5 protein-coding genes are annotated in these 4,185 nt (G+C 49.0%); all 5 read right to left on the bottom strand.

The genetic code is table 11. The features are described 5' to 3' along the window. On the bottom strand, positions 1-391 hold a 391-nt coding region (locus SSCH_RS20640), incomplete at its 3' end, for a DNA mismatch repair MutL family protein (protein WP_198142056.1). After that, complete coding sequence (mutL, locus tag SSCH_RS01110) at positions 381-1,736, bottom strand: DNA mismatch repair endonuclease MutL (protein ID WP_052835171.1); 1,356 nt, start codon at positions 1,734-1,736, stop codon at positions 381-383. The genes mutL and SSCH_RS20640, both read right to left, overlap by 11 nt. Before the next feature lie 20 nt (positions 1,737-1,756). Next, positions 1,757-3,112: a histone deacetylase family protein gene (locus SSCH_RS01115; protein ID WP_044663865.1), complete on the bottom strand. Its 1,356-nt coding sequence runs from the start codon at positions 3,110-3,112 to the stop codon at positions 1,757-1,759. A gap of 6 nt (positions 3,113-3,118) precedes the next feature. Then, a complete protein-coding gene (locus tag SSCH_RS17940; RefSeq protein WP_156972013.1) occupies positions 3,119-3,292 on the bottom strand; it encodes a hypothetical protein in 174 nt (57 codons plus the stop codon). A gap of 28 nt (positions 3,293-3,320) precedes the next feature. Then, positions 3,321-4,185 (bottom strand): hydantoinase/oxoprolinase family protein (locus SSCH_RS01120; protein WP_332306879.1); only part of this gene is annotated, 865 nt, incomplete at its 5' end.

The following is a 4,185-nucleotide window of genomic DNA, read 5'->3' on the forward strand; positions in this document are numbered from 1 at the left end:
TTACTGTTTTATTATTAGGTAGGCCTTCCGTAATGGGGGGCACGTCCGGTCGGAGGATGGAGCTGTGGCAGTCCAGCTGCACCAGGAGCCGGCTCATTTCCTGAGCTGTTAAAGGATCACCGGCTTTTAGAGCACTTTTGCAGGCCAACATCACTGCCGCTTTCTCATTAATATCCAATGGCTTTGCTTCTGTTTTGGCCTGGCGTACCAGGTCAAGCAGTTCCTTAAAAACATCTTTAGGATTAGTATGCTGTCCCCAGGGTACACTTATCAATAAATATCTGTTGTTTTCCTGTTTTTCAAGAAGATAACCGATCTTTCTAAATAACTCGCTGTTTTCAGTATAGAGGATATCCTCCTCAGGAGTAAGCTGAATAATTTCAGGATATATTTTTTGCGAAAAACTCTTTTTTCTGTTTTATATTTGCTGTTATTTCTTCATACCTGATGCGCTCATGGGCGGCATGCTGATCAATAATAAAAACAGCTTCACCATATTCAGCGATGATATAGGTTCCCTGCACCTGTCCGAGCAGGCGCATTTTCTGAAAAAAGGCTTGTTTGTCAGGCAGTGACTGCCTTTCTGCAATCATCTCCCCTCTCTCGGAAAAGGGCTGCTCGAATGTATCGATCAGAGGCTGTGCGGTCTGAAAATGCAATCCCCTCTCCTGAAGCCGTGGGTGTTCCTTCTGCTGAGGATGCTCAGCCTGTGCGCCCAAAAAGAATTCAGGCATCCGCTGCTGCTGCAAATAATCAGCCAAAGCATCTCTGATCCCGTGGTATAAAATCCGCGCAACCAGCTGTGGATCGGAAAATCGGATATCACTCTTTGTCGGGTGCACATTGACATCTGTTGACCGCGGATCAATTGTTAAGAAAATTATTGCACAGGGATAGTGTCCGCTGGTAACCAACCCCTGATAGGCATTCTCCAGTGCACGGCTGAGCAGATAGTTGCGAATCAAGCGCCTGTTCACGAAAAAGGACTGGTAGTAGCGGCTGGCCCTGGTGAAGCCAGGATCTGAAATAATACCCTGAACCTCAATACCATCTTCAGCATGGGAGATCTGCAGAAATTGCCCTCTTGATTCCTTTCCATAGATAATTGAGGCAATCTCCAGGAGGTCATCCTGTCCTGGTGTAGAAAGGTTGAGCCTCTTTCCGGAATAGTAGCGAAAAGCTACTTTAGGGTAACCCAGTGCAAAGCGGGTAACCACATCTGCGATCGCTCCCGATTCTGATCGCGGGCTCTTTAAAAATTTGCGCCGCGGCTGGCTGTTAAAGAAGAGATCCTCTACAAGAATCTGGGTTCCCCGGGGGCAGCCCACAGGGGATACCTCTTTTATCTGACCACCCTCAACAATAACCCTGGTGCCGGCAACATCATCCGCTGTTTTCGTCAACAGAGTGAATCGAGAAACAGCGGAAATAGCCGCCAGTGCCTCCCCGCGGAACCCCAATGTAGCTACCTGGTTTAAATCATCTGTCTGCCTGATCTTGCTTGTAGCATGCCTGGCAATGGCCACTTCCGCATCCTGTGCGGTCATACCAACCCCGTTATCGATAACCTTGATCTCTTTAAGTCCCGCTTCTTTTATTTCAACGGTAATCTGTGTTGCACCCGCATCGATGGCATTTTCGATCAGTTCCTTGACAACCGATGCCGGTCTTTCCACTACCTCACCTGCCGCTATCTGGTTGACCACATCCTGGGCTAATAATTCAATTTTTCCCACAGATATCACCCTGTAGTATCTTACTCATCTGTCAGTTCCACATCTCCGTCTTTGGAATATTGAAAATAACGATCCCGCGGCTTATCCTGCAAATAGATGACATCGACCCCTGGATAGTCTTTCTTCTTTTCCTCGTATAGTTTTCTGGCATCCTCCTGACAGGATTTACAAGCCCTGGGGTGAAGACCAATAGCCTCTATCAGTTTTGAACTTCCATAGGGATACATCCCACGGGATCTGATCACCTGATAACCCGGGCAGTCATCACAAAGCCTGATATCTTCGTACTGCTGCTCCCTGATGCTGTCTGTGTCGTAATAGATATGCCTGCTCAACTCCAGGAAGTCACCATCCCTGGGATACTTCTCCTCACCTAACTCTGCGCGGTTTTTCCAGACCTCCCACAGATAGCTCACTAAACTTTGAATATATTCCATGTGTTCTTTAGTTTCGCGGAAATTCTCCGGTCGATAATCAGGTTCCCGCACCCAGGAATAATCAAGTCCCGCCATAGCCAGAATGATCCCGGTGTTCACATATGGCAAGGCTGTTTCAATGGCATAGCCGCCCTCCAAAACAGCCAGGTCGGGATCCAGTTTTTCGTTCAAACTGGCATAACCATGTGCTGTAAAACGCATGTTAGCCAGGGGATCTGTGTAGTGGTTGTCCTGCCCTGCTGAATTAACCACCAAATCAGGCTTGAAATCCTCCAGTATGGGCAGCACCAGGTTATCCAAAACATAATGAATCCCATCATCTGTGGTGTTTGGCTGCAGGGGGATGTTGATATTCATCCCGAAGGCATTTGGGCCGCCCAGTTCATCACAAAACCCCGATCCCGGATAGAGAGTACGACCATCCTGATGAAAGGATATGAACAGCACATCAGGGTCATGATAGAACATATCCTGTGTCCCATCACCATGATGGACATCAGTATCCACTATAGCAATTTTGGTTAAGCCATATTTTTGGCGAAGATATTCGATCATGATCGCTTCATTGTTGATATTACAAAAACCCCTGTTCCCATGGGCAACCCGCATGGCATGGTGTCCCGGCGGCCTCACCAGGGCGAAACCATTGTTGATCTCCTTGTTCATCAAGGCATCTGCCAGAACCAGGGCACCACCCACAGCAAACAGATGCGCTTCTGTTACTTGAGTTTCCACATCAGGCACACAAAAGTGTGCCCTGGCAATATCTTTGTGTGTGGCCAATCTCGGTTTATACTCAGCAATCTGTGGGAGATCCATAATCCCCTCTTCAAACAGCTGATCCCTTGTATAGAGCAGTCTTTCCTCACGCTCCGGGTGGGTCGGAGAGATCGCCCAGTCGAAAGCGGGAAAGAATACTAAGCCTGTTTTGTGTTCCATTAAGCATCACCTTCTTCCCGATACTGAATAATTCCTGTGGGGAACTGCACACAGACATCGATCAAACGCCCGCCCTGTTCTCCACCCCCGCACCATATTGAACAGTTCGCTGTAGACAAGTTCAGGCTCTTCTTTCGCTGGGATACCAATCTTTTCCCCTTCCTCTTTGAGCCTGTCCATAGCGAAGCTTTCAGCACCGGCAAGGGAGTCAATTTTTTTTTAGCTTCTCTTGAACACCGTTCTCTTCAATAAAATAAAACTTCCTTTCTGTATCAAAGTGAAAGGTCAGTCGTAAATTTGTTTTGGCAAGAGCAGCGCCGATGGCATTGGCCACATCTGCATCAGGTGGAGTCAGTGCGCTGCAGCCCATCTCTTTACCTAAAAGAGGCAGCAAGGCAGGAGATGCGGCTCCGATTCCTACCAGGTTCTGAGGCCGTATTTTCTTTCTCTGCTGCAGTTCCCAGATACGGTAGGCTGGTTCCTGTTCCCAGTCTGTGAACATGGACTCGATCTCACCTGCAATACGCTCAACTGTCTTTTTCAGAACAAGCTCTGCCGCCAGCTTTGAGTCGACGCCCAGTTCCTTACCCAGTATTTCCATAGCCTTGTTTGCTTGCTTTTGATCACCGATCTCTGTCAGGCCTGTCACCCGCATGGCATCAGTGGGTGTAGGTCGTGCACCACCTAAACAATATGCAGCGCCCTCACGGTAAGGCATGATCTGTAGAACACCGTCTTGAACCTGCAGACAGCTGTCACCACCTACAGCAGCAGGGCTGGTAGCAAAGGCCCTCACATGGGTGAGCTTGTCATCGATGCGCGCCCCCCTGGAGGCGAGCAGCGGTTCTCCGGATAGAATCAGGGCGAGGTCCGTGGTGGTTCCACCGATATCAACCACTACTGAAGTCTCGTCCCCTGGGGGTGAGTGCCAGTCCACCGGACGGGTGGCCTGGACCGGTCCGGGGCCGGGTAAAAAGTGGTTTCCCGGTTTTTGCGCAGATAGATCAAAGGGCAGTGTACCTCCATCAGCCTTTAAAATATAGAGAGGAGCGGTAATTCCCCTTTGTTCAAGA

Source organism: Syntrophaceticus schinkii (assembly GCF_000946815.1).
Classification (GTDB): Bacteria; Bacillota; DSM-12270; order Thermacetogeniales; family Thermacetogeniaceae; genus Syntrophaceticus; species Syntrophaceticus schinkii.